The organism is Wolbachia endosymbiont of Oedothorax gibbosus, assembly GCF_936270435.1.
Lineage (GTDB): Bacteria > Pseudomonadota > Alphaproteobacteria > Rickettsiales > Anaplasmataceae > Wolbachia.
In genome coordinates this window covers 973,383-994,218 of sequence record NZ_OW370567.1, presented here as the reverse complement: position 1 = coordinate 994,218, position 20,836 = coordinate 973,383, and the positions used below count along the sequence as shown (strand labels likewise).

General features: G+C 35.4%; 21 protein-coding genes and 7 pseudogenes. 22 read left to right on the top strand and 6 right to left on the bottom strand.

Annotated elements, in window-relative coordinates:
- The first annotated feature begins 60 nt into the window (after window positions 1-60).
- Window positions 61-984, top strand: coding sequence for an Rpn family recombination-promoting nuclease/putative transposase (locus tag NBW39_RS04995; protein WP_250295762.1), 924 nt, complete (start codon window positions 61-63; stop codon window positions 982-984).
- Window positions 985-1,088: 104 nt separating this feature from the next.
- Here NBW39_RS04995 and NBW39_RS04990 read toward each other — a convergent pair whose 3' ends face one another.
- Window positions 1,089-2,084 carry a hypothetical protein gene (locus tag NBW39_RS04990; protein ID WP_250294715.1) on the bottom strand — a complete coding sequence of 332 codons (996 nt, stop codon included), beginning with the start codon at window positions 2,082-2,084 and terminating at the stop codon, window positions 1,089-1,091.
- Window positions 2,085-2,196: 112 nt separating this feature from the next.
- Here NBW39_RS04990 and NBW39_RS04985 point away from each other — a divergent pair.
- Window positions 2,197-2,413 (top strand): annotated as a pseudogene (locus tag NBW39_RS04985) (IS3 family transposase); the annotation flags it as partial.
- A 226-nt stretch (window positions 2,414-2,639) separates the two neighbouring features.
- On the opposite strand, the pseudogene NBW39_RS04980 reads toward NBW39_RS04985, so the two are convergent.
- A pseudogene (locus tag NBW39_RS04980) lies at window positions 2,640-2,856 on the bottom strand (IS3 family transposase); the annotation flags it as partial.
- A 112-nt stretch (window positions 2,857-2,968) separates the two neighbouring features.
- Here NBW39_RS04980 and NBW39_RS04975 point away from each other — a divergent pair.
- On the top strand, window positions 2,969-4,003 hold the full coding sequence (locus tag NBW39_RS04975) for a hypothetical protein (protein WP_250294714.1): 1,035 nt from the start codon (window positions 2,969-2,971) through the stop codon (window positions 4,001-4,003).
- On the opposite strand, the pseudogene NBW39_RS04970 reads toward NBW39_RS04975, so the two are convergent.
- A pseudogene (locus NBW39_RS04970) lies at window positions 4,000-4,109 on the bottom strand (IS982 family transposase); the annotation flags it as partial. The gene NBW39_RS04975 and the pseudogene NBW39_RS04970 overlap by 4 nt on opposite strands.
- Before the next feature lie 412 nt (window positions 4,110-4,521).
- Entirely contained in the window at window positions 4,522-5,817 is a 1,296-nt protein-coding gene (locus NBW39_RS04965; protein ID WP_250294713.1) for a hypothetical protein, read from the bottom strand.
- A 647-nt stretch (window positions 5,818-6,464) separates the two neighbouring features.
- Between NBW39_RS04965 and NBW39_RS04960 the strand changes: the two genes are divergently transcribed.
- The 3 genes from NBW39_RS04960 (at window position 6,465) to NBW39_RS04955 (ending at window position 9,234) form a co-directional block, all read left to right on the top strand.
- Window positions 6,465-7,658: a leucine-rich repeat domain-containing protein gene (locus NBW39_RS04960; RefSeq protein WP_250294712.1), complete on the top strand. Its 1,194-nt coding sequence runs from the start codon at window positions 6,465-6,467 to the stop codon at window positions 7,656-7,658.
- Window positions 7,659-7,720: 62 nt separating this feature from the next.
- Window positions 7,721-7,846: a hypothetical protein gene (locus NBW39_RS08720; RefSeq protein WP_256466288.1), complete on the top strand. Its 126-nt coding sequence runs from the start codon at window positions 7,721-7,723 to the stop codon at window positions 7,844-7,846.
- Window positions 7,843-9,234: a hypothetical protein gene (locus tag NBW39_RS04955; protein ID WP_250294711.1), complete on the top strand. Its 1,392-nt coding sequence runs from the start codon at window positions 7,843-7,845 to the stop codon at window positions 9,232-9,234. The genes NBW39_RS08720 and NBW39_RS04955 overlap by 4 nt, the downstream gene beginning before the upstream one ends.
- 108 nt (window positions 9,235-9,342) lie before the next feature.
- Here the strand turns inward: NBW39_RS04955 and NBW39_RS04950 are convergent, their stop codons facing one another.
- The gene (locus tag NBW39_RS04950) at window positions 9,343-9,663 is read right to left on the bottom strand and encodes a hypothetical protein (RefSeq protein WP_250294710.1); all 321 of its coding nucleotides are present in this window, start codon (window positions 9,661-9,663) and stop codon (window positions 9,343-9,345) included.
- A 4-nt stretch (window positions 9,664-9,667) separates the two neighbouring features.
- On the opposite strand from NBW39_RS04950, the gene NBW39_RS04945 reads away from it, so the two are divergent.
- From NBW39_RS04945 to NBW39_RS04880, 14 genes and pseudogenes are all read left to right on the top strand, one after another.
- Entirely contained in the window at window positions 9,668-9,829 is a 162-nt protein-coding gene (locus tag NBW39_RS04945) for a hypothetical protein (protein WP_250294709.1), read from the top strand.
- Window positions 9,830-9,894: 65 nt separating this feature from the next.
- Window positions 9,895-10,767: an IS982 family transposase gene (locus NBW39_RS04940; protein ID WP_250294632.1), complete on the top strand. Its 873-nt coding sequence runs from the start codon at window positions 9,895-9,897 to the stop codon at window positions 10,765-10,767.
- Between the two features lie 13 nt (window positions 10,768-10,780).
- Window positions 10,781-11,437, top strand: a pseudogene (locus NBW39_RS04935) (phage portal protein); the annotation flags it as partial.
- Window positions 11,434-12,507, top strand: coding sequence for a S49 family peptidase (locus NBW39_RS04930; RefSeq protein WP_250294708.1), 1,074 nt, complete (start codon window positions 11,434-11,436; stop codon window positions 12,505-12,507). The pseudogene NBW39_RS04935 and the gene NBW39_RS04930, both read left to right, overlap by 4 nt.
- 104 nt (window positions 12,508-12,611) lie before the next feature.
- Window positions 12,612-12,980: a head decoration protein gene (locus tag NBW39_RS04925; RefSeq protein ID WP_250294707.1), complete on the top strand. Its 369-nt coding sequence runs from the start codon at window positions 12,612-12,614 to the stop codon at window positions 12,978-12,980.
- A gap of 44 nt (window positions 12,981-13,024) precedes the next feature.
- Entirely contained in the window at window positions 13,025-14,029 is a 1,005-nt protein-coding gene (locus NBW39_RS04920; protein ID WP_250294706.1) for a major capsid protein, read from the top strand.
- 103 nt (window positions 14,030-14,132) lie between these two features.
- Complete coding sequence (locus NBW39_RS04915; RefSeq protein ID WP_250294705.1) at window positions 14,133-14,438, top strand: head-tail joining protein; 306 nt, start codon at window positions 14,133-14,135, stop codon at window positions 14,436-14,438.
- Window positions 14,439-14,947, top strand: a pseudogene (locus tag NBW39_RS04910) (phage tail protein).
- Window positions 14,944-15,420: a hypothetical protein gene (locus tag NBW39_RS04905; protein WP_250294704.1), complete on the top strand. Its 477-nt coding sequence runs from the start codon at window positions 14,944-14,946 to the stop codon at window positions 15,418-15,420. Before NBW39_RS04910 ends, NBW39_RS04905 begins: the two are co-directional and overlap by 4 nt.
- Window positions 15,407-15,871 (top strand): phage baseplate assembly protein V, encoded by a 465-nt coding sequence (locus NBW39_RS04900; protein ID WP_250294703.1) that lies wholly within the window; start codon window positions 15,407-15,409, stop codon window positions 15,869-15,871. Before NBW39_RS04905 ends, NBW39_RS04900 begins: the two co-directional genes overlap by 14 nt.
- Window positions 15,872-15,874: 3 nt before the next feature.
- Complete coding sequence (locus NBW39_RS04895) at window positions 15,875-16,129, top strand: PAAR domain-containing protein (RefSeq protein WP_250294702.1); 255 nt, start codon at window positions 15,875-15,877, stop codon at window positions 16,127-16,129.
- Complete coding sequence (locus NBW39_RS04890; protein ID WP_250294701.1) at window positions 16,126-16,461, top strand: GPW/gp25 family protein; 336 nt, start codon at window positions 16,126-16,128, stop codon at window positions 16,459-16,461. Before NBW39_RS04895 ends, NBW39_RS04890 begins: the two co-directional genes overlap by 4 nt.
- A gap of 2 nt (window positions 16,462-16,463) precedes the next feature.
- Window positions 16,464-16,964, top strand: a pseudogene (locus tag NBW39_RS04885) (baseplate J/gp47 family protein); the annotation flags it as partial.
- Window positions 16,965-17,116: 152 nt separating this feature from the next.
- Window positions 17,117-18,355 carry an IS256 family transposase gene (locus NBW39_RS04880; RefSeq protein ID WP_250295731.1) on the top strand — a complete coding sequence of 413 codons (1,239 nt, stop codon included), beginning with the start codon at window positions 17,117-17,119 and terminating at the stop codon, window positions 18,353-18,355.
- Here the strand turns inward: NBW39_RS04880 and NBW39_RS04875 are convergent.
- Window positions 18,296-19,207, bottom strand: a complete 912-nt coding sequence (locus NBW39_RS04875; protein ID WP_250294700.1) for an IS982 family transposase — start codon at window positions 19,205-19,207, stop codon at window positions 18,296-18,298. The two genes, NBW39_RS04880 and NBW39_RS04875, sit on opposite strands and share 60 nt — an antisense overlap.
- A 95-nt stretch (window positions 19,208-19,302) precedes the next feature.
- Here NBW39_RS04875 and NBW39_RS04870 point away from each other — a divergent pair.
- A pseudogene (locus NBW39_RS04870) lies at window positions 19,303-19,590 on the top strand (baseplate assembly protein); the annotation flags it as partial.
- Complete coding sequence (locus tag NBW39_RS04865) at window positions 19,590-20,750, top strand: phage tail protein (RefSeq protein WP_250294699.1); 1,161 nt, start codon at window positions 19,590-19,592, stop codon at window positions 20,748-20,750. The pseudogene NBW39_RS04870 and the gene NBW39_RS04865, both read left to right, overlap by 1 nt.
- Window positions 20,751-20,836 lie beyond the last annotated feature (86 nt).

The following is a 20,836-nucleotide window of genomic DNA, read 5'->3' as shown; positions in this document are numbered from 1 at the left end:
ACAGTTCTGCGAGAGACTGGTGGGGAAGTTCCGCCGGTCTACTCTCCAACTTACTTTCTCATGGCTCTCTCTAAATTTCTCAATGTGCGAAATGATTATGCATTTAAGAAAATATTTGGTACTGAGAGGAATAAAGACATTCTTATTCACTTCCTTAATGATATATTAGATCTTACTGATGACAACCAGATTAAAGATGTCTCCTTTCTCAGTCCCATTCAAGACCCTGTCATTGCTTCTCAAAAGCAAAGCATTGTTGATGTTCTCTGTGTTGATTCTACAGGGATAAAAACCATCATTGAGATGCAAGTTGCTAAAACAAGAGGCTTTGAAAAACGTGCCCAATACTACGCTGCCAAAGCTTATTCAAGTCAAGCTGATGTAGGTGACCAGTATCATGATCTTAAAGGGGTTATCTTTATTGCTATTGCTGATTTTATCCTATTTCCTAATAAGCTGGCTTATAAGTCTGATCACGTTACTTTTGATAAAATGACCTTTGAACATGATCTCAAAGACTTTAGTTTCACTTTTATAGAGCTACCAAAGTTTAATAAGACAAAAGAAGATCAATTAGAAAATATTGTTGAAAAATGGATCTATTTTTTTAAGCACGCAGATGAAACGAGCGAAGAGGATCTAAAAAAAATAATAGGTAGTGATGTAATTATTGGTAGGGCTTATGATGAGTTAAACCAATATAATTGGAGTAAAGAAGAACGTCTCGCTTATGATCAAGCTAAGAAACGTACCGATGATTATTTATCTACCCTTGAAGAAAAACTTCATGAAGGCATCCTTATCGGACATGAAAAAGGCAGAGAAGAAGGTATTCAAATTGGTGAAGAAAAGGGCGAAAAACAGGCTAAAATAGCAGTGGCTAGAAACCTACTTAAAGCTGGCGTATCTGTCCACTTAATAGCTGAATCCACCGGCCTTTCCCTCGATGAAATTAAGGAGCTAAATAACCATATTTTATCTTAATCTTAAATCCCCTATCTCCATGAACGGTTACTCAAAAAGTTGATATGAGCTAGAGATGATTATATCACTTCTTTTCTACTTTCCTACAAATGGGACACCAGAATTTATAGATGATGGGACAGAACCTTATCACAATACTTATTAATCAGATTTTCTAATTCAACCTGATAGTTATCGTCGATCACCGAAATATTACTTTTTGGCGCAACAGTATCATACTTTTGTGGCACTAGTTTTTCCCTTAAGTAACACGAAATTGATAAGTCTACTAAGCAAATTACAAGCGATACACTAGCAATTATATTGTAACCATATACTGCTGCGGCAATTCCAGCAACAACTGAGGTCAATAAAATAAATAGCGCGGCAATACCTAATTTGCTCATTTGTTTGTAGGAATAAAATGATTGAGTCACAACCTCACATAGCTGCTCTTCTGTCAGATCAAAAACTGCACCATAATTAGGATCATAAAATGCAAAGCTATTATCTGAATTTTTCTTTATCAGTACAGCATGCCCAGCACGTTTATCATTCATGTACCAATAAGATATTTTCATGTAAGAATTTTGATCCGTTGCTGCTAGATTTAAGTCTGCTACAGTTAGTGTCTTTGGCTTTTTCATTGCTAGGAGATGTGACTTTGTCAGTTCTTTGGGGTTTAGTTGTTCGACTTCTTTTGCGAAATTCTCTTGTGCCTCCTCACTCATTCGTTCTAATGCAGCTATACCTTTTTCACTATTCCCTGTAAGAAGAACTCCTGCTTTGTCATAACTGTTTTTCATTTCCTGCTTAAATTTCTGCTTATCTACTTCATCTGAAACAATACTATTATCTTTGACTTTCTTGATTAAAGCATTTACTAGTGATCTTTTTTTCTCGATACTATCAAATGCTTTAACAAAAGACCCTTTGTTAACTAACAAATCGTTCAAAGTAACATATTCACACAAATGTCTACATATTCCGTCTATTTTCTCCCGATTGAAAAATTTTTTATAGTCTTGAAACATTTGTTCATCAGATTCAACGATATTCATTAAATCTCTCTGTGCATTAGGTACAAATCTTTCTTTGTATTGAGAAAATATTCCATTCATAAAAACCCCCACCTTATTAAATGATCATAAATAAACTGTACTAGATAAAAATTTTTTAGATTTTTTCCACATATATAATTATGTCAAAATATATAATTATGTCAAAATATTTATGAACAAAACTTTAAAGGATGCTACAGTTAAGAAGTATTACTACCGATCCCACCAGCAACTTAGAGAACATCTTTACAGCTTTGTTATGGCCTACAATTATGCGAAACGTCTCAAAACTCTTCATGGTCTTACCCCTTATGAATTGATATGTTATCAGTGCTCCTGATTTGTTTATACTAAATCCACACCATCACACTCTGGGACCATACATCTAACTCCCTGGTTTCTTCATATCTCATGCTTTTAAATGTATGATTTTATACTAATTTTTGCTCTTTTCCAATTTTGAAAGAAGTCTATTGAAGAAATGTCAAGTTTTATTGCCTTTGGCAAATTGATACCAATTCTTAATAATAATAGATCTCTTTCAAAATTGGAAAAGAGCAAAAATTAGTATAAAATCATACATTTAAAAGCATGAGATATGAAGAAACCAGGGAGTTAGATGTATGGTCCCAGAGTGTGATGGTGTGGATTTAGTATAAACAAATCAGGAGCACTGATAACATATCAATTCATAAGGGGTAAGACCATGAAGAGTTTTGAGACGTTTCGCATAATTGTAGGCCATAACAAAGCTGTAAAGATGTTCTCTAAGTTGCTGGTGGGATCGGTAGTAATACTTCTTAACTGTAGCATCCTTTAAAGTTTTGTTCATAAATATTTTGACATAATTATATATTTTGACATAATTATATATGTGGAAAAAATCTAAAAAATTTTTATCTAGTACAGTTTATTTATGATCATTTAATAAGGTGGGGGTTTTTATGAATGGAATATTTTCTCAATACAAAGAAAGATTTGTACCTAATGCACAGAGAGATTTAATGAATATCGTTGAATCTGACGAACAAATGTTTCAAGACTATAAAAAATTTCTCAATCGGGAAGAAATAGACGGAATATGTAGATATTTGTGTGAATATGTTACTTTGAACGATTTGTTAGTTAACAAAGAATCCTTTGTTAAAGTATTTGATAGTACTGAGAAAAAAAGATCACTAATAGGTGATTTAATTAAGAAAGTCAAAGATGGTGAAATTATTTTAGAAGAAGCACGTATTCAGAGAGCAAGCAACGAAATGGACAAAGTAGAGTCTCTTCTTGGTAAGAAAATAGAAATATCCCGTGATATTTTTAAGCGGCTTGGAAAAGATAAACAAGAAGATTTTATAAAAGACTATAAACAAGCACACAAAAGATTAGAATCACTTGCATTAGTAATGAAAAAGCCAAGGACACTAACTGTAGCAGACTTAAACCTAGCATCAATGAATCAAAATCGGTATATGCAAATATATTATAGCTCTGGACGTAAGAATGGGCATGCTGTACTAATAAAGAAAAATTCAAATGATAGCTTTGCATTTTACGATCCTAATTATGGCGTGGTTTTTGATCTGACAGGAGAGGACCTATGTGAGGTTGTAACTCAATCATTTTATAGCTACAGAGAAGGAATAAGCAAATTAGGCATTGTCGTACTATTTACTTTACCAATCTCAGTTGTTGCTGGAATTGTTGCAGCAGTATATGGTTACAATATAATTGCTACTGTATCGCTTATAATTTGCTTAGTAGATTTATCAATTTTATGTTCTTTGCAAGAAAAGCTGGTATTGCAGGAATATGGTAGTATTGCACTACCTGATGAATATTTAGCCCTTCGTAAAGAGCTTGAGATTGAATTAGAAAATATAATAGACAAGTATTCTGGTAGTGATGGCAAGTCAAAAAATACAGCTATTGTAAGTGGAGTACAAGTAGAAAATATAAATCAAGAAACCCCAGTTATGAATTAGCCGATAAAGTAAGGCATAGAAATAGGAGGCTTTTTCGACTGCAAGGAATAGGAAATTAGGACAGAAAAACATGAATTAGGGAATTTGTTGGTGATCTGTACCTTGATCTTAGCCAAAAAAGTGGTAGAAAAGTTAGGAATGTTTTTGCAAAAAGGACGATATTAATAAAAAGGATTTCATTCTATTTAAGATATAAAAATATCATAAATTTTCCTTTTATTCCCAAGTAAATTATTATTAATTCAATAAAATCTATTATTAAGAATTTAAATAACACAACCACTTCCAGCAACCGAAACCAGCAAGCATGAGAAGTGTTTTTCTTGGAATGCGTTGGTCTGCGAATTGTCTCTGTTTTTCTGGCGTATCCATTAATATTTTTGCCACATAGTTTTTCCTTTGATAATATTTCCTCATATTTTATACTATCGCACCATGGGAACATGCATTCTTGTAACCACAACCTCCTCTAGTGCTAAGTGCTTTATTCTTACTGTATTGCGCTAGTTAGTGGTCGATCAAAACGAGATCTGTTGGCCCGATTTTGAAAGATCTAATTCCTTAAGATCTGACCACGGATACAATTCTCCTGTCTTCAACTTTATCTCGCTCAATGGCGCTGCCGAAGGTTGCATTTTATCCATTTTATCATAATCAAAATCAAGATCTATTAAATTATCCACCACCGGTACCGGTTTTTCTTTTGGTTTTAGTTCCTCTACATTTTCAGTATTAGTTGCTTTATCCATATGTCTTGGTTCTTCTATAAAGTTCTCCATTTCCTTTGCAGATTCTTGAGATTGATTACGATTGACAGATCTTTCATTATCAAAATGTTTGTTATGATTAAATTTCAATACCGCATACGTAATACCACCAGAAACAACTCCGACTACCAACGCAGTAGATACAGCTATGCCAACTATAACTAATGTTGATAACCCAAAATTGGCAGCAAAACACCCACCACCTACTATCAATGCAGCTATAACACAACAGATACCACCAGTTATCATAGAGGGTCTCATAACTTTAGCTGGAAGAAGTTTTGCTAACATATACTTGTATTCATCTTCATCTAAAGTGGCAAGAACTTTTCCCAATATACCTTTCTTTTCAGCTGCATTTAAAATAGGTGTAATTTCCGATAGACCATTACAATATATAGCCAAGCCAAGCGGCGTTAAGGTCTCTTTTTCACCATTTGGGAATTCTCGAATTATATTTGCAGTAGTAAGAACTTTGTCTAATATACCTTGCTCTGCAGCTGCATTTAAAATAGGTGTAATCATATATCGATTAAAATATATAGCCCAGCCAAGCGGAGTTAAAGTCTCTTTTCTACCATCTGAGAACCTTCGAATCATACTTGCAGTAGTAAGAACCTTGTCTAATATACCTTGCTTTGCAGCGACATTTAAAATAAGTTCAACTTCCCATTTTTTATGATCTATTATAGCCCAGCCAAGCGGGGTTAAAGTCTTTATTCTATCATAACACAAACCTTGAGTTATATTTGCAGCAGTAAGAACTTTATCTAATATACCTTGCTTTGCAGCTGCATTTAAAATAGCTCCAGTTGTCCGTAGATTAAGGCTTATAGCCCTGCCAAGCGGGGTTAAGGTCTCTTTTTCATGATAACAGAATGCTGCTTTGAATTCTCGAATTATATTTGCAGTAGTAAGAATTTTCAGTAAACTCTCTCCTGAGACTCTATCTAGAAGGTGATTGACACCATCCTCATTACTATCCTCTATTACTTCCTTTAATTGCTCATACAAATTCAGTTCTTTTTCTGTTAAATACCCAAACATACAATTACCTCCATAAAAAACTTAGTTTGAGTATGAGATATTTCAGTAGAAAAGTCAAGAAAATGGGCTTTTGAAATCTGATCCTACTGAGAAAAAGTGGAGAGAAAGGTGGGATGTAGTACAATAAATGTTTTAGAACGCTAACTTTTTACGACTAATAACATTATTTAGTTGGTATACATTTTTATAGTTTTTATTATCAAGTTAATGATATAATCACTTTTATCTAATTAAAAACAACAACCGTGAGACCATTTTGTTTTGGGATGGATTGGTCTACCGCTTGTTCTATGCGAACTTTTCTATATAGTAATTTTGCTATATCATAAAAGCAGCTATATTAGCCTACTTCAGCCATATTTACATACGAACCAATTTGTTTAGCTTTGTTGCAACAATTTCACGCTTTTATTTTCACAATCCCGTTTTTTACGCAACGTGTTCTCACAAGGGTAGGAACTTTTTGCGGTTTTGGAAGGAGTAAATAATTAAAACTTTTGTGGTGCTAATCGGCTTACATTTTTATTGAAAATATTTTTTAAAAAAGTGGTTGACTTATAGTTCGGATATCTTATACTAAGGTTAGTATAGGTATATTTATTATGTATACTTGTATGTTACATGATAGCATTAATATAGAGGGTAAAATGAACTTTTCTCAATATGTCAAAGATGACGCTTTACTATTATATGACACCACAATAAATACAAGCGAATTGGTAGACTTTTTAGAATGTGAAAGATACATTACAAAGCTTTCTTTAGAGTATTGCGATATTGGTGACAAAGGTGCAGAGGCCTTAGCTAACGGTAATCTTTCACATCTTACTGAACTTACCTTAAGGATTAGGGGAATTGGTGACAATGGTGCAAAGGCCTTAGCTAACGGTAATCTTTCACATCTTACTAAACTTACCTTAGGGGGTAACAAAATTGGTGAAAAAGGTGCAGAGGCCTTAGCTAAAGGTAATCTTTCACATCTTACTAAACTTAACTTAAGGCATAATAATATAGGTGAAGAAGGTGCAGAGGCCTTAGCTAACGGTAATCTTTCACATCTTACTGAACTTAACTTAGATCATAACAAAATTGGTGACAAAGGTGCAGAGGCCTTAGCTAATGGTAATCTTTTAAATCTTACTGAACTTAACTTATATCATAACAATATTGGTGAAAAAGGTGCAGAGGCCTTAGCTAACGGTAATCTTTCACATCTTACTGAACTTAACTTATGGGATAACAAAATTGGTGAAAAAGGTGCAGAGGCCTTAGCTAAAGGTAATCTTTCACATCTTACTAAACTTGACTTATGGCGTAATAATATAGGTGAAGAAGGTGCAGAGGCCTTAGCTAATGGTAATCTTTTAAATCTTACTGAACTTAACTTATGGGATAACAAAATTGGTGACAATGGTAAAGGAGTATTAGCTAAACTGCAAGAAAGACGTGAAGCTGAAACAGCAAGATTAAGAGAAATGGAGGAAATTCCAAATAGGGTGAGAGAATTAGAAGAGAGGCATCAAACTGAAATAACAGCATTGAGACAAGGAAGACAAGACATGGCAAGAGAAATAGAAAAGTTAAAAGAAGAAAGGCAAAACATGGCAAGAGAAATGGAAGAAAAGTTAGAAGAAGAAAGCCAAAATAGAAAAAGAGAAATGGAAGAAATGAGAGCTCAGTTCATGGAATTTATGACAAGAGCTGCAAATCAAACTAATGATCAGCCAGGTCCAAGTAGCAGTTTAAGTGAAGCGCAATCAGTGCCGCATGGCCAGTTACTAAGCTCTTTGCATTCTGACGATAGTGATATTGAAGTAATCAGCAGATCACAATGTCGTTAATCTGGCAGGCATAGCTAATTAACAAGATAGCAGGTTCAGAGGTCAATGTCAGTGAAGTTAAAATGGGTATAGAAGGAAAGAGAGCACAAATCTCTAAAAATAATAAAGTTAGAAAAATTATGCTTGCATTATCTTTTATTCGTGCTATGTGTATTATACATAATATCTTTATCGAGGGGGGTGTATGACTGAAGGTATTTCTGAACCTGAGCAGGTTTCTAATGCAAAAATAAATCTCAAAATAAGTGAGACAGAAGAATCACCTAGTGGGTCGGTTACTGAAGAACTGTATGCAAAACATTTTGATCGGCAAACTCTTGAAAGTGGTACAGTATCGTCAGGTCAAGAACAAAGTGATGATTCTGATGACTGGAATGAATCTGGTTACTGGGATGAGTCTGGTATTACAGACAAAAATACTGTTGTTGAAAATTCTCTTATTTCAGCAAACTCATTTTTAATGGGGTTAGGAAAGCTGTTAACTGAAAGCGAAAAAGTTTTGATTGATGAATTTTATAGAAAGATGGAAAATATAGTGAGAGCAAAGGTAGAAATGCCTCGCCAAGGTGAACACAGAAATTCTACAAAGGTTACCCTGGAGAATATGGAACATTTAATAGATGAATATTTGAAAAAGAAAATAAAGCTAAATTTACGCTGTGATAGCCGTAAGTACACCGTAGCGAACTTTGTGTTCAAAAAAATAATTGATATTGCTAATGCTGATAGTGTTATGCGTATAACGCCTACTACTAGATCACGGTATAAAGATTATAAGGAAAAGGAAGAGGCAATAGATGAGTGGACAGAGGGTGAAGAACCTTTATTCAATATTATCAATAAGATATTATCAGCAGGTGCAAAAATAGAGTCTGATTTTTATGATCATAGTATGGTAAGTGAAGTTATGTGGGGAAATGATGAACCTGTTTTTGCAGAATGCGAAAAAATTAAGAAAGAACTAAAAAGTATAGCATATAAAGGTAACAAGAATGAACAAGCTCAAGATGATGATCTAACAGTAGAAGTGGATAACAATCTTGTTTTTTTTAGGTGGCCACAAAACAGTATTGTTGAAGTTGCGAAGGTTATAAATAGTGAGGTGAATGAAAATTTCAATATAGAAAGTGGCATTTTACAGATTGGAGAAAGTATAATAAGAGTTGAAAATGTAGGAGGAAAAAGAAATTACACAGATGTCTTAGAAGGTAGCATCGAGATGTCTTTTACTACTGAGGTAGGAAAGATTAGTATTTATCTAAGTCCTAGGGATGAAGGTAGTAATAGAATAAAAGTAGAGCTTGATAAAAAGAGCCAGGGAAAGTTTGATAAATTAAAAGATCAATCAAGTTTAGGGGAAGGCTGCTTTTTAGGAGGAAAAAGTGTTCTACAAGCTGTAAAAGATGGAGATTTTGAAAGAAACGGTGGTATACCTATAGAGTTAGCTGAAACTATTAAACAATCAGATTGTGTAGTGAAAGAATCAGGCGTTCCGTCTACTCTTGTGAGTCCGATTGGTAGTTTAGACTCGCCGAAAAAGAAGGAAGCTTCAAGTCAAACAGTAGGCCATTTATAGGGTGGAGATCCCTATGGTGATATTAAATTAATAGCTTAGGAGTTTTTCTAAAGAAATTATCTTGTTTGAAAAATTACTTGACGATTATGATTTTTTGAATATACACTTTTATGTTGGATTCAGAGGAGACTCAACAATAGGCTGCTTCACACTTTCCACTTTCTCGAGCTTGGTATTGGGCTTTATAGCATTATACAGGGCAAAACCCATACAAACCAACCCAACAATCCCTCCAATTACCGCTATAACGTGTACTTTTGAAGATTCAATCAGTAGATAAGATGCAACACAACTTACCAATAATACCGCACCAACAACACCAACCAGGATTGCTCGTCTTTGTTGCATTGATGGTTTTTCTTTTTTGTCTGCAGTATTTTCTTTGCTAGACCCATTATCAAAACATGATTTCATTTCAGTAGAAGACAAGGTATTGGCTTTATCTGTACTATCAGCAGTACTTAGAGTTGGTTGTGCGGCAATTTCTGTAAAAATATTGGTGGTACTGTTTTCGCATATTCCAGTATTATCAAGCTTTTCTATTGAAGCAGCGATATCTTTTATAGACCTCAGTTATGGATTAGAAAATAGATAAAAGTATAACTAAGAAGAGGGAAACAGGGTAAACTCGAGTATTTTAGTAATAATAAGAGGTTACCCATGAAGAAAGATATTACAGAACTGTACTGTTGCGTCGAGGATTTTTGTCGTGCGGTAGATGATAATTTTGCAAATAGGTTCTTATCAAACGGCAAAAAACCAACCAGAGTACCAGAAATAGCGCACTCAGAAATTCTAACCATAATCCTATTATACCATAAATCACCATGTAAAAACTTCAAGGCTTTTTATCTTTGTTATCTTCAGTTATTCTATAGATCAGAGTTTTCAAAGCTGCCTTCATATCACAGATTTATTGCCTTAAAGCCGCGAGTTTTGTGGTATTTAGCATTACTTTTGCAATGGTTTTGTGAACAAGCAAAAATGACCGGGATTTCCTACATAGATTCTACTTCAATAGCAGTATGCCATCGAAAAAGAATCTCAAGAAATAAGGTTTTCAAAGGATTAGCAGAGTTAGGAAAGAATACTTACGGCTGGTTTTTTGGTTTTAAATTACATGTAGTAATCAATGAAATAGGTGAAATTCAAGGTGTTACGCTAACCAGAGGTAACGTCGATGACAGAAAACCTGTACCAACTCTAACCAAAAAACTAACTGGACTTTTGTTTGGAGATAAGGGCTATATAAAGAAAGAGCTCTTTGAGAAACTATTCGATAGAGGTCTAAAACTCGTCACTAAAGTGAAAAAAGGTATGAAAAATGCACTGATTTCGCTGAAAGAGAAGATTTTACTAGGGAAAAGATCGATTGTTGAAACGGTTTTTGGCTGCCTAAAAAACAAATTTGAACTTGAGCACACTCGGCATAGATCCACAGTAAATTTCTTGGTACATATTTTTTCTACCCTCATTTCTTATTCAATGCAATCGAAAAAGCCCTGTATTTCTCAGCTTTACTTCGTTGGTTAATCCATAACTGGGGTTTGCAGGGTTTATTACGAGACTTGATCCAGAAGCAAATATTTTAGGAGAAGGTGAAGCAAATGAGCATGGAGTAGCGCTGTCAGGCTTAGAACCTGGGACTATGCAATTACTTGATCCAGGTGAAGACATAAAATTTTCAGAACCATCAGATGTTGGGGGAAGTTATGAAGCATTTATGAAACAGCAGCTCAGGGCAATAGCAGTAGGCACAGGGATAACGTATGAGCAACTAACAGGAGATTTAACAGGTGTGAATTATTCATCAATCCGAGCAGGGTTAATAGAGTTTCGCCGGAGGTGCGCGATGTTACAACATAATGTGTTAGTATTTCAGTTTTGCCGGCCAGTATGGAATAGATGGATAGAGTTAGCCCTACTTTCCGGAGAACTAGATATAGGCGAAGAATGGACGAAAAAAGAGGTAAAATGGATACCACAAGGATTTGATTGGGTAGACCCACTGAAAGACCAGCAAGCGCAGCAAATGGCAGTAAGAAATGGGTTTAAGAGCAGGTCAGAAGTAGTATCAGAGCTAGGTTACGATATAGAAGAAATCGACCAAGAAATTGCTGAGGACCAAAGACGTGCTAGTTCACTCAACTTAAGCTTCGACAGCGATGTCAGTAGTGTTGATTCTAATGTGGAAATGATATGAAACAACAAATAAACAAACCAATGATGGTAGAGCCAAGAAGTTTTGAGTTACTGTCATTACATGCAGGAAAGCAGCCGATTTTTAAAAACATAAAACATGCAGTAAGAAGTAGTGAAAGGGGAATAAAAGTAATACCAATACATGGAATCTTGACGAAGAATTCAGAAGCTTTTGACGATATTTTAGGGATGACATCATATGAGAAGATACGTGAAGAGATAGAAGAAGCTTTAATGAATGAAGAAGTAGAAACAATAATTTTGGACATAGACAGCCCCGGAGGAGAAGTAAACGGTTTATTCGACCTTTCCGACTTTATCTACAAAGCGAGAGGAGAAAAAGAAATAATAGCAATAGCGAATGATGATGCATATTCTGCGGCGTATGCGATAGCGTCAAGTGCTGAAAAAGTATTGGTAACGAGAACTTCAGGAGTTGGAAGCATAGGAGTAATAGCAAGTCACATTGATCAAAGTGGATTTGATGAAAAACAGGGGGTAAAATATACCACAGTATTTGCAGGAAAGAGAAAAAACGATTTAAATCCGCATGAGCCAATAACATCAGAAAGTTTAGAAAATTTACAAAAAGAAGTAGATCGACTATACGAAATGTTTTTGCAGCTAGTAGCAAGAAACCGAAATCTTACTACGGAAAAAATAAAATCAACAGAAGCAGGGCTATATTTTGGTGAGAGAGCAATAGAGATAGGTCTTGCTGATGAAGTAATAACATATTCTGAATTTATTAATAATCATAGGAGTTTTAGTATGACAAAAGAACAAGCAATAGATATTGACAATCTAATTGAACAAGGAAGATGTTTAGGCTACGAAAGCTGTCGTGGAGAAATTTTAGAGATAATACGATTATGTAATTTATCAAAGATGCCAGAAAAGATAGGAGAATTTATAAAACAGGAGATGAATCCAAAACAAGTACAAGAGGTATTAATGTCAATATTGGCAAAGCAAACAGAGAAAACAGAGATACTGAGTACAATACCGCAAAATACACCAGAAGACTTGATGATGCAAGTGGCTAAAGCACGCCAGAATAGCCAACTATAAATCTTTTACCGCGGAATCACAAACGCCGCGGTAAAATAAAGTTTTATAACCGCCGTATATAGCGCTAACATACGCGGCGGTAAAACAATTAAGGAGAAAAATTTATGAGTTGTATAACTGAACAAAATAACCTTGGTGACCTATTAAAGTATGAGGCATCAAATCTATATTCAAGAGATCAAATAACCGTGGCAAAAGGGCAAAATCTGAAGCTAGGAACGGTCGTTGGTCGTGATAAAGATGATCTAATTAAAATTATAAACTTAGCAGCCACGGATGGTACGCAGACAGCTATAGGAGTGATAACAAGTGATGTAAACGCAACGGAAACCACCAAAGCAGTAATCATTACACGTATAGCAATGTTAGCTGATCATGCAGTTGTATGGCCAGCAAATATAACAGAAGAGCAAAAAGCTGCAGCAATAAAGCAACTTGAAGCGCGTGGTATTATCATCCGCAAAGGTGTCTAAACTTCAACTCAACTAAAATTAATAGGGAAAACAAGGGAAAAAACATGCAAAATCCATTTACAAATCCGGCATTTAGTATGACAGCATTAACAAATGCAATGAACATATTGCCGATAAATTATGGACGTACAGAAAATTTAAATTTATTTCCAAGTAGGTCGGTAAGATTTCGTCATATTACAATAGAAGAACACCAAGGAGTTCTCAGTTTATTACCAACACAATCTCCAGGAGCACCAGCAACAGTGGGAAAACGAGGAAAACGAAAAGTAAGAACATTCACAATTCCACATATTCCCCATGATGATGTAGTGCTGCCAGAGGAAGTACAGGGAATAAGAGCATTTGGATCAGAAAGTGAACTTAAAGCGCTGGCAGATGTAATAACTGATCATTTGCAGCTAATGAGAAACAAACACGCAATAACATTAGAGCATTTGCGTATGGGAGCGCTCAAAGGAATAATTCTGGACGCAGATGGCAGTGAATTATTAAATCTGTACAACGAATTTGAAATAACACCAAAAGTAGTAAATTTTGCGCTAGGAACAGCAACAACAGATGTAAAACGAAAATGTCTGGAAGTATTGCGCCATGTTGAAGATAACTTAAGTGGTGAATATATGACCGGGATTCATGCGCTGGTAAGTCCTGAGTTTTTTGATGCACTCACTTCTCATGCTAAAGTAAAAGAAGCATACGAGAGATGGCAAGAAGGAGCAGCATTAAGGAACGATATGAGGTCAGGATTTACGTTCTGTGGAATAACATTTGAGGAGTATAGAGGGCAAGCAACCGATCCTGAAGGTAATGTAAGAAGATTTATTGAAGGAAATACCGGCCATTGTTTTCCACTTGGTACAGCAAGCACATTTACTACTTACTTTGCGCCAGCAGACTTTAATGAGACGGTGAATACGCTTGGTCAGCCACTCTATGCAAAACAAGAGCCAAGAAGATTTGATAGAGGGACCGATTTACATACGCAGTCAAATCCTCTGCCAATGTGCCATCGCCCAGGAACATTAATCAAAGTCGTTGCAGCATAACAATACTGGTAGAGCAACTACAAAAGTGGCGAGGCATGAGGACTGCTCTACCAATATGCCCCTTCTTAGCGTGCATGTAGAGATTAGTGCATAAAGGTAAAATATGCAAGGAAAAATAGAAAGATTATTTGCAGATTGTTTTGCACATCTTGGGGAGCAAGCGTTGTATGAATCAAAGGATAAGTCATACAAGGTACAGATATTAAAGCAACAGCCGGATAAATTATATGGAATTGGTGAAGGACAATTTGTAGGGGAGATGTTGATTTTGGAGGTGAGTGTCTTTGATGTATTGCAACCAATGGTGGGAGATATCTTTGCTATTGGTAGTCGTAGATATAAAATACACACACCACCACTCAGAGATAACTCTGGAATGATCTGGAAAATTCAAGCATCGGGGGTGTAAATGCGTATCAACGTTGAGGTTAGCGGTAGCATTGAGAAGGTTATGCAAAGTATAGATGCTGAAAGGAAAAAAGTGGAAAAAGCAGCGGTGAGGGCATTAAACAAAACAGCACTATGGTTAAAAGCGCAAGCAGCAAAGGAAATTAGTGAGGAAAAGAAAATAAACTTAAACGTGATAAGAAAGAGATTGAGAATTTTTAAGGCTAAGACAAGTAGGTTAGACGTATTAATGAGAGCAAATTTATATGATATTAGAGCATCGACAATTGGCAAAACACAAGAAGAGGATCGAAAGTAGGAAAGCACCAATTTATAGGAGGATTTGCAGCAGTTATGCCAAAAGGAAATAGCGGTATTTTTAAGCGTGAAGGAAGAACAGCATTGCCAATACAAGAGGTAAAATTAGGACTGGAGCCAGAAGCATCAAAAATAATAAAGGAGCTAGTTAATTATGAAACAGAAGGGATATTTGAGAAATATTTTGAGCGTGATATTACAAGAAATGTATGAATTTTAAAGATTTGCATAATGCAATCTGCACTACGCTGAAGAGAGAAATATCGTCTATACAGACATGTGAAATTTATCCATCGATAAGAAAAGAATTGGTAGCACCAGCGGTGTTTGTGGAACTTAGTGGCTTTGAAAAAGGACATGATCCAGGGACAGAAGAATTAGCGCTGAGGGCAAGATTTGAGGCAAGGATTGTAGTTGATGGAACAGTCGAGGATTCCTCGGTAGTTGTGAGAGAATTAGCAGCAGAAGTAGCAAGAGTAGTAAATAAAAATACTTGGGACGTGAAAAATGTTTCACCAGGAGAATTTATATCAGGAGGAGGAGATGATTTTAGGCCAGAGCTCGATGCATATTTAGTGTGGATGGTTGATTGGAGTCATCAGCTTCATTTAGGTAAATCAGTATGGGAAGAGGGGAAAATTAAACCACATAAAATAGAAGTGGGAGAAATGCATGTTGGAAAATAATTTTGCCATTGCAGAGTTACAGAGAAAAGTAGCGAATATCATTCGTATAGGAGTTGTAAAAGAAGTAGATTATGAAAAAGCAAAAGTAAGAGTGAAAATAGGGGAATTTTTAACAGATTGGTTGCCATGGATAACAAGCAAAGCAGGAAAAGATAGAGATTGGTCTTCGCCAGATATCGATGAACAAGTTGTGGTATTTTCTCCTCTTGGTGAACTATCATTAGGAGTGGTATTAGGAGGAATTTATCAGGAAAGATACCCTGCACCAGAGAATAAAAAAGAAATAAATAGTATAAAAATTCAAGATGGGACAAGATTACTATATGATAAAGAGAAGCATCATTTAGAGATTGAAGTAGTAGATAAAATAACGTTGAAAGTAGGAGAATCAAGCATAGAGATGACAAAAAAAGGAATAAAACTCAAAGCAAAAAGAATAGATTTAAACTAGTATATGGGTAAAGCAATCGTTTGTGTAGGAGATTATTGCAGTGGAATACCGGCACATGTTTGTATGAGTGGAAGTGAAGACGTATTTGTAAATGGTAGATCTGTGTGTCGAAAAGGAGATATCTTAACTCTGGGAGAGAAGCTAATACAAGGTTCAAACAGCGTATTTGTGAATGGTATTGGTGTAGTGAGAACAGGAGACTTGGTATCGTGTGGGTTTAAGGTGATAGGTGTTAGCAAAAATGTATTTGCAGAATGAGAGGCATGAATGCTAAAACAGGAAAAGCGTTAGAAGGAATAGAGCACTTAAAGCAATCTGTCGTAGATATTTTAACTACCCCTATTAATAGCAGAGTAATGAGGAGAGATTATGGGTCAAGATTATTTGAATTGGTGGATAAGCCAATAAATAGAGATTTAACACTTGAGATATATGCAGCAACAGGAGAAGCTTTGGAAAAATGGGAAAAGAGATTTAAGTTAGAAAAAGTAAAAGTTGAAGGAGTAAAAGAAGGAAAAATAACTATTTCACTTGAAGGAGTTTATCTGGCAAACGGGAAAAACATTCATTTTGATGGAATTGTAGTGTAAATATGCAGCAGCCAAATATTATCGAACCACTGAACTTTGAGGAGATCTTTTCCAGAATGAAGGAAGAGTTAGTGTGTAGAGATGAAACCTTTTCAGCGTTAGTAGAATCCGATCCAGCAATAAAGATTCTGGAGGTAGCAGCATGGAGAGAACTTTTGCTTAGAGAAAGAATAAATGAAGCAGTAAAGAGTAACTTACTTAAATTTGCGACAGGAGAAGATCTTGATAATTTGGCTGAGTTTTATGGAGTAGAGAGGCAAAAAGAAGATGATGATGAAAGATTTAGAAAGAAGGTAAAAGCAAAAATAGTAGGCTCAAGCACGTGTGGGAGCAAGGAGTATTATAGGTATCAAGCACTCTCAGCAGATAGTAGAGTAAAGGATGCATTAGTAGAATCACCAGTGGCTGGAAGTGTGCAAATTTCAATCTTATCAACACAAACTGGCATAGTGTCAGAAGAGCTACTAGAAATTGTAAAAAAGCAGGTTACTAGAGATGATATAAACCCCAGTTATGGATTAACCAACGAAGTAAAGCTGAGAAATACAGGGCTTTTTCGATTGCATTGAATAAGAAATGAGGGGAATGTTCAAAAAAGTGTGTCAAACCGAAAAAAAAGTAATAAATTGATATAAAAAAAATGGAGGTTTCACATATGAATCAAAGAATAGCAAATAAAACTACTGGATTGGTAGATTATAAAGAATTAGAAACAAATATCCTGTCGTCTATACGAGAAGGAAGGCCGCTGACGGGAAGGGACGGAGTATTAACACCATTGATAAAAAAGCTGCTGGAGGCAAGTTTGGAAGGTGAAATAGAAAATCACTTGTTGGCTGAAAGCGAAGAAAATAATCGAAGAAATGGGAGAAATGGAAAGACTTTAAGGACAAGTGCCGGTTCATTTGAACTTTTGACGCCAAGGGATAGAGAAGGAAGTTTTGAGCCGCAAATAGTCAAAAAAAGGCAAACAAACTTACATCCAGAGCTTGAAACGAAGATCTTGAGCACATTTGCCAGTGGTATGAGTTATAGAGATATAGCGTCACACGTTGAGGAAATTTATGATCACAAAATATCGGCGGCAGAGATATCAAGTATTACCGACAAATTGCTACCGGTAATCAACGAATGGCGTAGTCGCCCATTGCAGTCTGTGTACCCAATAGTGTTCATGGATGGCATGTTTTTCAAAGTTAAGGAGGACGGGCATTGCGTAAGTAAATGCATGTATAATATATTAGGCGTAGATCAAAATGGCAGAAAAGAGGTACTAGGCTTTTATTTAGCCGAAAGTGAGGGAGCCAACTTCTGGTTAGGGGTATTAAATGACCTAAAAGAGAGAGGAGTAGAGGATATTCTGATTGCCTGCGTCGATGGTCTAAAAAGTTTTCCTGCAGCAATAAATAGTGTGTTTCCTAAAGCAGAAGTACAGCTATGTATAGTGCATCAGATAAGGAATTCATTGAAATATGTATCCAGCAAAGATGTGAAAGTTTTCATGAACGATTTGAAGAAAATATATCGTGCTTCAAGTAAAGAAATCGCTGAGAATTATTTGCTTGAGCTGGAAGAAAAATGGGGTGAAAAATATCCTTTGGTTATAAAATCGTGGCAAAATAATTGGGAAAATTTATCTGGTTATTTTAAGTATTCTGGGCCAGTTAGAAAGCTGATTTATACCACCAATCCTATTGAGGGGTTGCATAGACAGATTAGAAAATTCACTAAAACTAAGGGCTCATTTACTAGTACAAATGCCTTGTACAAACAGGTATATTGTGCTATAAAAAAGGCAGAGCAAAATTGGATTATGGCTATACCTAATTGGGCTTTAACTATATCTCAACTTGATATTTTCTTTCCTGGTAGATTGAAAATTGAGTTGAATTAAAAATGCGGTTTGACACACTTTTTTGAACATTCCCGAAATGAGGGTAGAAAAAATATGTACCAAGAAATTTACTGTGGATCTATGCCGAGTGTGCTCAAGTTCAAATTTGTTTTTTAGGCAGCCAAAAACCGTTTCAACAATCGATCTTTTCCCTAGTAAAATCTTCTCTTTCAGCGAAATCAGTGCATTTTTCATACCTTTTTTCACTTTAGTGACGAGTTTTAGACCTCTATCGAATAGTTTCTCAAAGAGCTCTTTCTTTATATAGCCCTTATCTCCAAACAAAAGTCCAGTTAGTTTTTTGGTTAGAGTTGGTACAGGTTTTCTGTCATCGACGTTACCTCTGGTTAGCGTAACACCTTGAATTTCACCTATTTCATTGATTACTACATGTAATTTAAAACCAAAAAACCAGCCGTAAGTATTCTTTCCTAACTCTGCTAATCCTTTGAAAACCTTATTTCTTGAGATTCTTTTTCGATGGCATACTGCTATTGAAGTAGAATCTATGTAGGAAATCCCGGTCATTTTTGCTTGTTCACAAAACCATTGCAAAAGTAATGCTAAATACCACAAAACTCGCGGCTTTAAGGCAATAAATCTGTGATATGAAGGCAGCTTTGAAAACTCTGATCTATAGAATAACTGAAGATAACAAAGATAAAAAGCCTTGAAGTTTTTACATGGTGATTTATGGTATAATAGGATTATGGTTAGAATTTCTGAGTGCGCTATTTCTGGTACTCTGGTTGGTTTTTTGCCGTTTGATAAGAACCTATTTGCAAAATTATCATCTACCGCACGACAAAAATCCTCGACGCAACAGTACAGTTCTGTAATATCTTTCTTCATGGGTAACCTCTTATTATTACTAAAATACTCGAGTTTACCCTGTTTCCCTCTTCTTAGTTATACTTTTATCTATTTTCTAATCCATAACTGAGGTTATAAGGGTTTTAACCGATACAGTAACAGTAATTGGTTGCAATATTACGGAAATAGATATCCACAGCAAAATTAGCATAAGTTCTATAACATCAGAGGAAGAAATTAAAAAGCAATTTATCGAAAAGTTTGAAGCAAGCAAAAGACTCGGATGGAGTATTACAAGATCATGGATAATAGCGAATTTGTTCGTAGAAGGAGTGGAAAACGTGGAATTAATAGAGCCAAGAGAGGATGTTGTGGTACTGGGGAATGAGTGTGCAAATTTGAGAAATTTAAAGATTGAGTAATGTTACTGCCACCAAATGCAACAAAACAAGAGCAAGCACTGGTTAATGCAATCGATTATAAAGTTGATCCAAGCAAGATAAGAGGATTTAAATTTAGCCTAGGGGAAAAAATATTGCCGTGGTTGGTTGAAGAATACGGGTTAGAAGAAATTCTACGCTGGGCAAAAGACAAAAGAAAAGCCGTAGAGGAAGGAATAAAATTTCAGCGTTTAAGAGGAACACCAGCGTCACTGAAAATAGCATTAAAATGGGCAAATATAGAAGATATTACAATTATTGAAGAGCCACCCGGTAAACACTTTTTTGAGTTGCAGGTAGGGATAAAAGAGGTACCAAATGACTTCTTCGTAGATGCAGTAGTAGAGCTGGCAAAACTATCATTACCTGCAAGATCGAGACTAATGAGAATTTTTAACGATCACTACAATATTAGCAGGTTCATTTTAGATGAAAGCTTTTTTGGCAGTTTGTTATCGGATTATTCAGGGGTAAAAATAGAAAAAGATGGACCAGTGTTATCGTTTGGTCGGAAGAATACATTTGAGCTAAAAATCTTAAATCCAAGTTTTAAGTTTAGTACTTTTCGTGTTCATTATGAGCAGGCATTAAGTAATGATCTGTATAGGCTAGATGTAGCAATACTTGGAGAAACCGAGCCTCACACGAAGAATTATAACGGTATTTATGAAAGAAATCATCAGTGGAATAATTTAAAAACGTTATATCCTCTACCACAGAGCTTATTACCGGCAATTAAGTTTGCGAAAGCGCAAGTTATATTATCGGACAGTTGGAATTTGGGAGAAATAAATGCGTGCTTTCCAGTTAGTAGTGTAGAGGAAAGAGGGAATAAATTTGTATTGGGAAGTAGCAAACTATCTGAACAACTGTGGAATTTAAAATACAAGCCGATTTTAGAAAGGTTTAGCGTTACTCACCATTACAAGGTAGAAGATTTTACCAACCAAAAAGTTATAAGATTTGGTGTGGCAGAACACTATGTTCATTTTGAAAACAATTTAGATTTAAAGCAAAAGGACGCAATACACGAGTTAGAAAGTTACATTTTGGTATTTTACCCAGGCGTACTAACGTGGCACGAACATCGACATTTGAACAGAAGTTGGAAAAATAACCAAGTAATATCTATAATAAGTTAAGTACTTATATTTATATCCTCATATATTATGTTAATAATAGGTTAAAGTGTATGAAATAAAAAGAAAAAGACTTGCTTTTTCATGCC

What these genes read in the sequence shown, in the direction of transcription:
- NBW39_RS04995 (WP_250295762.1), top strand. Translation starts at nt 61, where the DNA reads ATGGCTCTCTCTAAATTTCTCAATGTGCGAAATGATTATGCATTTAAG.
- NBW39_RS04990 (WP_250294715.1), bottom strand. Translation starts at nt 2,084, where the DNA reads ATGAATGGAATATTTTCTCAATACAAAGAAAGATTTGTACCTAATGCA.
- NBW39_RS04975 (WP_250294714.1), top strand. Translation starts at nt 2,969, where the DNA reads ATGAATGGAATATTTTCTCAATACAAAGAAAGATTTGTACCTAATGCA.
- NBW39_RS04965 (WP_250294713.1), bottom strand. Translation starts at nt 5,817, where the DNA reads ATGTTTGGGTATTTAACAGAAAAAGAACTGAATTTGTATGAGCAATTA.
- NBW39_RS04960 (WP_250294712.1), top strand. Translation starts at nt 6,465, where the DNA reads ATGAACTTTTCTCAATATGTCAAAGATGACGCTTTACTATTATATGAC.
- NBW39_RS08720 (WP_256466288.1), top strand. Translation starts at nt 7,721, where the DNA reads ATGGGTATAGAAGGAAAGAGAGCACAAATCTCTAAAAATAATAAAGTT.
- NBW39_RS04955 (WP_250294711.1), top strand. Translation starts at nt 7,843, where the DNA reads ATGACTGAAGGTATTTCTGAACCTGAGCAGGTTTCTAATGCAAAAATA.
- NBW39_RS04940 (WP_250294632.1), top strand. Translation starts at nt 9,895, where the DNA reads ATGAAGAAAGATATTACAGAACTGTACTGTTGCGTCGAGGATTTTTGT.
- NBW39_RS04930 (WP_250294708.1), top strand. Translation starts at nt 11,434, where the DNA reads ATGAAACAACAAATAAACAAACCAATGATGGTAGAGCCAAGAAGTTTT.
- NBW39_RS04925 (WP_250294707.1), top strand. Translation starts at nt 12,612, where the DNA reads ATGAGTTGTATAACTGAACAAAATAACCTTGGTGACCTATTAAAGTAT.
- NBW39_RS04920 (WP_250294706.1), top strand. Translation starts at nt 13,025, where the DNA reads ATGCAAAATCCATTTACAAATCCGGCATTTAGTATGACAGCATTAACA.
- NBW39_RS04915 (WP_250294705.1), top strand. Translation starts at nt 14,133, where the DNA reads ATGCAAGGAAAAATAGAAAGATTATTTGCAGATTGTTTTGCACATCTT.
- NBW39_RS04905 (WP_250294704.1), top strand. Translation starts at nt 14,944, where the DNA reads ATGAATTTTAAAGATTTGCATAATGCAATCTGCACTACGCTGAAGAGA.
- NBW39_RS04900 (WP_250294703.1), top strand. Translation starts at nt 15,407, where the DNA reads ATGTTGGAAAATAATTTTGCCATTGCAGAGTTACAGAGAAAAGTAGCG.
- NBW39_RS04895 (WP_250294702.1), top strand. Translation starts at nt 15,875, where the DNA reads ATGGGTAAAGCAATCGTTTGTGTAGGAGATTATTGCAGTGGAATACCG.
- NBW39_RS04890 (WP_250294701.1), top strand. Translation starts at nt 16,126, where the DNA reads ATGAGAGGCATGAATGCTAAAACAGGAAAAGCGTTAGAAGGAATAGAG.
- NBW39_RS04880 (WP_250295731.1), top strand. Translation starts at nt 17,117, where the DNA reads ATGAATCAAAGAATAGCAAATAAAACTACTGGATTGGTAGATTATAAA.
- NBW39_RS04875 (WP_250294700.1), bottom strand. Translation starts at nt 19,207, where the DNA reads ATGAAGAAAGATATTACAGAACTGTACTGTTGCGTCGAGGATTTTTGT.
- NBW39_RS04865 (WP_250294699.1), top strand. Translation starts at nt 19,590, where the DNA reads ATGTTACTGCCACCAAATGCAACAAAACAAGAGCAAGCACTGGTTAAT.